Source organism: Mesorhizobium sp. M7A.F.Ca.CA.002.04.1.1, assembly GCF_004022805.1.
GTDB classification, from domain to species: Bacteria; Pseudomonadota; Alphaproteobacteria; order Rhizobiales; family Rhizobiaceae; genus Mesorhizobium; species Mesorhizobium ciceri.
This window is the reverse complement of sequence record NZ_RZPL01000465.1, coordinates 1-4615: the sequence shown is the minus strand read 5'-3', so window position 1 is coordinate 4615 and position 4615 is coordinate 1. Positions and strand designations below refer to the sequence as shown.

Genomic DNA, 4615 nt, shown 5'->3' with positions numbered 1-4615 from the left:
GCAGGAACGCGCCCGGGGGCAAGGCGACAGCGACGCTGCCGAACATGACCACCGGCTTTTTCGGCTCGATAATGATTTCGTCATCGATGGACAGCCTGGCAAAGCCCTGCGCCATGACGAAGTTAGCCGCGATCCGGCGCTGGTGCTCCCCGAGCTTGCCGGATTCGTGAACCGCGACATCGAGCCCCGAACCGGTCACGGTGACCGCCAGCCGGAACGATTTGGCGGTTGCGCAGACCAATTCGGCGAGCGCCTTCAAGCGATCGAGCGCGGCAACGATCTCCGGCAGCGAGATCGGGCATTCCGATATGGCGACGATCTCCGGCGACAGATGGCGATGGAAGCCGAGCAGCATGCCTGTCTCGGTGCGCCGGGCGGCAAGCACGACACGGCGGCGCGTCTGCGGTGCGCAGGCGACCAGGTCACCGATCTCGCAATCGATGCCCTTGCCCTTCAGGATGTGCGCCACTTTTTCGCGCTTCCACTGGCGATAGGCTTCGGCTTCGAAATGCTGGAGCGCGCAACCGCCGCATTCGGTGAAGTGGCGGCAGGCGGGATCGATGCGCAGCGGCGATGCTTCCAGCACCGCCATCAGCATGGCGCGATCCCTTTCGCGCGCGGCGGTGACCGTTTCACCGGGCAGTGTGAAGGGAATGAACAGATCGCCTGTCTCGGTCTCGGCGACACCGTCGCCCTGGGCGCCAAGTTTCCTGATGCTGAAGCGCGCGCTCATCGGTCCTTGATCCCACCGAGCAGGAATTCGCGATTGCCGTCGCCGCCATCGATCGGCGACAGATGCAGCCCCAGCGAGCGCCAGCCGGGAACGGAGTCCAGCCAATCCTGCAGCAGGCCGGCGACACGGGCGGCGTCGAAGGGATCCTTCAACAGACCACCCTTGCCGATCGCTTCCCTGCCGGCCTCGAATTGCGGCTTGACCAGAAACATGGCCTTTGCGCCAGCCTTGGCCAGACCAAGGGCCGGCGGCAGCGCCAGTTTCAGCGAGATGAAGCTGACGTCGGAGACGATGAAATCCGGAATACGCCCGCCGAGATCGGTGACGGCGAGGTCGCGGGCGTTCAGCCCTTCGATCACCGTCACACGCGGGTCGCCGCCGATATCAGGATGCATCTGGCCATGACCGACATCGACGGCGGTGACATGGGCCACGCCGCGCTCGAGCAACACCTGGGTGAAGCCGCCGGTCGAGGCGCCGATGTCGAGCGCTTCACGGCCGGCAGGATCGAGGCCGAAATGATCGAGCCCGCCGATCAGCTTGAGTGCCGCGCGCGACACATAGCCTTGCGCCGGATCATCGATGGTAACGTGACATTGCGGCAAAACGCTCTGGCCGGGCTTGCGCGCAATGAGGCCGTCGACGGTCACAGTGCCGCGCTCGACCGCGTCGCGGGCACGCGAGCGGCTGGCAAACAGCCCGCGCTGGACGAGCAGGTCGTCGAGCCGCTGGCGTGCGCTGGCTGGCAGAGGCGAATTCATCGGCCTTCATGGCGAAAGCCGACGACGATGGCAAGAGCGCCAGCTGGAAGCATTTCGTCTCCCGTTCCCATCATCACGCTCAGCATCTTGCACGGCGACGATGGTGAGGCGTCCCGTCCCGCCGACCATCCTTATGAATACCCATGCGTTACGCCCGTTGAGACGGATGACCGCCGAAGCATGAGGTCTCACCGCCTGCGGGTAAATACCAACAATCTAGAAAGCCTCATGATTTCTTAACCAATTTTCATCGCATTTGCTTGAGGACTTCAATGTTATGACCGCGACGACGGGAAAACCCGGATGAAGAGGCGGCAACTTTGGAAATGGCCAGCGACATCGTCTACAAGGTTCTTGACCGGATTTCTGGCGCCGGCCTGCTGGCGACCGGACTTCTGTTGCTGACTGCTTTGGCCAGTGCCCTGGTCGCCTATTGGCGCACGGTCGAGAAAAAGAGCTGGAAAGAGTTCTTCGAGTTCGCGGTCCCGCATGAGGTCATCACGCATCCTTCGGCGAAAGCCGACCTTTTGTTCTGGGTGACGCGGAAGGCGCTGATGCCATTCCTCATGCTGCCCGCCGGCGTCGTCTTCGTCAGCGCCGTCGGCTATGCGACGAACTGGTTGCTCTCCACGCTGCTGGCAATCCAGCCGCCTCTGATCGAGGGGCCGGCGGGGCCTGTGACGGTGACGATCTTCACCCTCACCATGCTGCTTGCCTACGACATTTCGTACTATCTCTATCATGTCGCCCAGCACCGCTACCCGGTGCTCTGGGAACTGCACAAGGTGCACCATTCGGCCGAGGTGATGGTCGGCATCACCAAGGATCGCGTCCACCCGCTCGACGAATTGATGAACCGGGCCTGGGACGGCGTCATTCCCGGCATCTGCGTCGGCATCTGGTCGCTGGTGTCGCTGAACCTGGTTGAACTGACGGTCTTCGGCGTCAACGTCTACATCATACGCAACATCCTGATGATGGATTTCGTCAGGCACACGCATTTCAAGATCTCGTTTGGGCCGTTGAACAATCTGATCCTGTGCCCACACTGGCATCAGTTGCACCACAGCACCGACCCGCGCCATTACGACAAGAACTTCGGGCTGCTCTTCTCGTTCTGGGATCGGCTCTTCGGAACTCTGTGCGTTCCGAAACCCGACGAGGACTTCAAGTTCGGTTTGATCGAACGCAACGTGCGCGACTACCAGTCGCTCGCAGGCCTCTATGTCATGCCGCTGCAGCGGATGTGGCGGCAGATCGCCAGACATTTCCGCGCCGACAAGCCCGAGCCACAGCAATCGCCGCAGGGGGGCAAGCCATGAACGGACCGGCCGTGTTTCGGATGCAGCAAGCGCACCGGATCGAAATTGCAACCTCGCCAGAGCGACTGGCAGAAATCGCGCCCGCCTGGGCAGCGCTCTGGCAACGCGCCGGCGGCCTCGTTTTCCAGCATCCCGACTGGATCTCGGCCTGGTGGCACACCACACCGCATCAGGACCGCCGCGGCCTCAGGATCGGCCTGGTCTGGAGCGGCGAGCGCCTCGAGGCGGTCATTGCGCTCGCGACCTTCTGGCGCTCGGGCATCCGTATGCTGGAATGGGCGGCGAAGGATCACTGCGACTATGGCGATGTCCTGCTTGCTCCCGATGCAGAGCCACAGATCCTGCCGCAACTCTGGCAACATATCCTCGACGATAGCGGCTTCGATCTTGCGTATCTCAATCGGCTGTTGCCCGATGCTCGATTCCGGACCCTGCTTGGTCCCGCCGCCCCAGGCCAGGGCAGCATCTTGCAGCCGAGCCACCGCAGCGAGGTCAGCTACCGAGTTTCCAGCGCCGGACAACGCGGCGCACAATGGTTTGAAAGCCAGTCGAAGAAAACCCGGCAAAACTATCGCCGTGGTTACAAATTCATGGAGGAAGGCGGCGCGCTGCGTTTCCGCCTGATGGATGCGCACGAAGCCCGCGAGCCGGTGCTGGAACGCGTCGCCGCGCTGAAACGGCTATGGCTCGCAAAACACGGCCGCGTTTCGGACCTGTTCGACGAAGGTTCCCCCGCGCTGCCGGCACTGATCTCCGTTCTGGCCGGGCTTGGGTTGCTGCGCATCTTCGTGCTCGAACGCGAAGACGAGATCATCGCCATATCGATCAATTTCGAGCAGCATGGAACCATGATGGCTTTCGTCACCACCTATGATCCGGCCTTCGAACGGGCCTCGCCGGGCATGGTCTTGATGATGGATTACATCCAGTGGTCGTTCGACAGGGGCTTGACCACGATCGATTTTCTCTGCGGCGGCGAGGATTTCAAGCGCCGCTTTGCGACGCATTCGGTGATCTTGTCGTCAGTGGTGGGTGGACGAAACCTGCGCGGACGCCTTGCCGCCCTGGCAGACCGCGCCCGCCACGCGGCGCAATCCTGGCGCCCCGAGAAACCGGCGCAACAAGCGGAGCTGGTGGCGGCGGAGTAGCAGTGCCGACGCCTTTAGATCACCCGCACAGCGGCAAAGCACGATGAAACGATCGGGCAATCCCGATCAGGGCTTGCTGGTCTCTAGCTCAGAATACGCTTCGCGAAACCGGGCGCTCGACGGCCGGAGACAACCCATCCGCACGCCCTCCCGACGCTTGCTCGCGTGAAGGCTCGATGGCAACCGCAGGTGCGGGAACGGGGGCCGGCAGAACCACCAGTTGCGGCACCTGCTTGAAGGAAAAGCCGCCGCGGATGTCGCCCATCTTGCCGGCGACGATGCCCATGGCCGCCTTTTCGAGGCTGCGATCATAGCGCGTTTCGGCTGTGGCCGGCGCGACGATGACGGCGCAAAGCGCTGCGCCGCACAGAAGCGTTTTCATTGTTGCTGTCTCCCTGCCTGATCACGATCTAGCAGGGCGCCGTTGAAAAACGGCCAAGAGACACGGTAAGCAAAGCGCCAAACGGCAGCGTAAACAACGCGTTAAGAACGTTGGCCGGCAAACTGATTCAAGTCACTGAGACTTTGATTCAGGCGCGCTGGGCGCGAACCGTATGCCCGAGCGCGACGAACACGGTGCGCACGATGCCGGCAGCATCGAGCCCGGCATCGGCATACATCTTTTCCGGCTTGGCGTGGTCGGTAAACACG

Annotated in this window: 4 protein-coding genes and 1 pseudogene; 2 read left to right on the top strand and 3 right to left on the bottom strand. The window is 62.5% G+C overall.

The genetic code is table 11. The annotated features are described in order from the left end of the window. Together ENZ75_RS21805 and ENZ75_RS21800 are read right to left on the bottom strand one after the other, a co-directional pair. Positions 1-733: pseudogene (locus ENZ75_RS21805) on the bottom strand (class I SAM-dependent RNA methyltransferase); the annotation flags it as partial. Beyond that, on the bottom strand, positions 730-1494 hold the full coding sequence (locus ENZ75_RS21800; protein ID WP_063167676.1) for a TlyA family RNA methyltransferase: 765 nt from the start codon (positions 1492-1494) through the stop codon (positions 730-732). The pseudogene ENZ75_RS21805 and the gene ENZ75_RS21800, both read right to left, overlap by 4 nt. 326 nt (positions 1495-1820) lie before the next feature. Between ENZ75_RS21800 and ENZ75_RS21795 the strand changes: the two genes are divergently transcribed. Continuing rightward, entirely contained in the window at positions 1821-2816 is a 996-nt protein-coding gene (locus ENZ75_RS21795; RefSeq protein WP_063167675.1) for a sterol desaturase family protein, read from the top strand. After that, positions 2813-3964 (top strand): GNAT family N-acetyltransferase, encoded by a 1152-nt coding sequence (locus ENZ75_RS21790; RefSeq protein WP_063167674.1) that lies wholly within the window; start codon positions 2813-2815, stop codon positions 3962-3964. Before ENZ75_RS21795 ends, ENZ75_RS21790 begins: the two co-directional genes overlap by 4 nt. An 88-nt stretch (positions 3965-4052) precedes the next feature. Here ENZ75_RS21790 and ENZ75_RS21785 read toward each other — a convergent pair whose 3' ends face one another. Continuing rightward, on the bottom strand, positions 4053-4346 hold the full coding sequence (locus ENZ75_RS21785; RefSeq protein ID WP_024503606.1) for a hypothetical protein: 294 nt from the start codon (positions 4344-4346) through the stop codon (positions 4053-4055). Between the last annotated feature and the right edge of the window lie 269 nt (positions 4347-4615).